The following is a 1,699-nucleotide window of genomic DNA, read 5'->3' as shown; positions in this document are numbered from 1 at the left end:
CCTGCTGCGGCCCTTGTGGCCCTTCGACTCGCATTGCACGTACTGCTCGGCGGAGTTGACGGCGATGACCACGCCGTCGGTGTCCGCCGAGGAGACGGGAGTGCGGACCGCGATCACCGGGTGGTACTGCGACGCGTCGGCCCCCAGGCAGGAGGCCAGGATCTCGGCGACGGCCCCGGCGTCGACCGGCGCCGTCGCCGTGCTGGTGACACCGAAAGCCGCCGGGGTGGCAGGCGCGCGGGTGGCGGACGGGCCGGTGCCGGAGGCCACCGAGGCGCCGGCCGAGCCGGCGCTGGAGGCCGTGGCGGTGGGCGCGCCGGAGGGCTTGCCGTGGGCCGCGGGGGTGGGCGTGGAGGTGCTGGTCGCGGCGGTGGCCACTCCTCCGGCGGCCGCGACGACCGCGGCGGTGGCGGCGATGAGCGTGATCGGGCGGATGCGCATGGGTCCGTGTCCTTTCCTGCGGGTGTCCGGGTTGATCCCGCGCCTCTGTACGCCTTCCGTCGCCCGGCAGGTCGCACCCGGCCCACGTGATCCAGGTCATAGGCCGGGGGTGCGACCCGGAGGCGGTGCTCGTGCGTACACCGCCGGAGGCTCCGCCCAGGCCGCACGGCTCCACCGCCGCGGCAGAGGAGTGCTTCCTCGCGAGCCGCATGGGCCGCGAGCTGACGGACAGTCCCGGAAGAGAGGCCCTTGATGACGCCCCAGGAGTTCGACGCGTTCTACGCGGCGTCCTTCTCCCGCCTGACCGGGCAGCTCTACGCGTTGACCGGCAACTGGTCCGAGGCGCAGGACGTGGTCCAGGAGGCCTTCATCCGCGCGTGGGACCGAAGGCGCACCTTCGACCCGGACGACGCCCCGGAGGCATGGATCCGGACCACGGCCCGGCGGCTGGCCATCTCCCGCTGGAGGCGTCTGGCCCGGGGCCTGCACCTGGCCGGACGCCACCACCGCCGAGAACCACCGACCGTCGAGCCGCCCACCGAGGAACACCTGATGCTGGTCACCGCGCTCCGCGACCTGCCCGAGGCGCAGCGAACCGCCCTGGTGCTGCACCACATGTGCGACCTCTCCGTCCAGCAGGTCGCGGCCGAGACCGGCGTCGGCGTCAGCACCGTCAAGAGCCGCCTCGCCCGCGGTCGGACCGCGCTCGCGGCCGAACTCGCCGACCGAACCCCGACCAGCGAGGAGGAGAAGCTCAGTGTCTGACCCCATCCACGACACCCTCGGCGACCGGCTGCGGCTGCTCGGCACGCGGATGCCCGAACCGACCCTGCCCGCTGCGGAGATCCGCCGACGCGCCGACCGGCGCCGCCACCGCCGACGCGCCCTGGGCGTCACCGCGGCCTGCACCGCGGCAGCCCTGTGCCTGGTTCTCCCGTCCGTGCTGCACTCACCGGGGCCCCAGCACGGAGCAGCCACTACAGTCGCCTCCCCTGCGTCAGCTTCTCCTTCTCCTTCCCCTTCCCCTCGCCCGTCGGCGGCTTTCGGTGTCACCAGCACGGCGACGGCGCCGGTCGACGCCGGGGCCGTCGCCGAGATCCTGGCCTCCTGCCTGGGTGCCGACGCGTCGCAGTACCACCCGGTGATCGCGGTCCGCACTCCCGTCTCCTCGGCGGACACCGACGGCGTGGTCATCGCCGTCAACTCCGCCGAGCAGTACGTGCAATGCGAGTCGAAGGGCCACAAGGGCCGCAGCAGG

General features: G+C 73.7%; 1 protein-coding gene and 2 pseudogenes. 2 read left to right on the top strand and 1 reads right to left on the bottom strand.

Going from position 1 to position 1,699, the window contains the following annotated elements:
- A pseudogene (locus PUR71_RS05890) lies at window positions 1-441 on the bottom strand (hypothetical protein); the annotation flags it as partial.
- Window positions 442-693: 252 nt separating this feature from the next.
- On the opposite strand from PUR71_RS05890, the gene PUR71_RS05885 reads away from it, so the two are divergent.
- Together PUR71_RS05885 and PUR71_RS05880 are read left to right on the top strand one after the other, a co-directional pair.
- The gene (locus PUR71_RS05885) at window positions 694-1,206 is read left to right on the top strand and encodes a SigE family RNA polymerase sigma factor (RefSeq protein ID WP_329925255.1); all 513 of its coding nucleotides are present in this window, start codon (window positions 694-696) and stop codon (window positions 1,204-1,206) included.
- Window positions 1,199-1,699 (top strand): annotated as a pseudogene (locus PUR71_RS05880) (hypothetical protein); the annotation flags it as partial. The gene PUR71_RS05885 and the pseudogene PUR71_RS05880, both read left to right, overlap by 8 nt.

It is taken from the genome of Streptomyces sp. SP17BM10, assembly GCF_036322405.1.
Lineage (GTDB): Bacteria > Actinomycetota > Actinomycetes > Streptomycetales > Streptomycetaceae > Kitasatospora.
This window is presented reverse-complemented; position numbering and strand designations above follow the sequence as displayed.

What these genes read in the sequence shown, in the direction of transcription:
- PUR71_RS05885 (WP_329925255.1), top strand. Translation starts at nt 694, where the DNA reads ATGACGCCCCAGGAGTTCGACGCGTTCTACGCGGCGTCCTTCTCCCGC.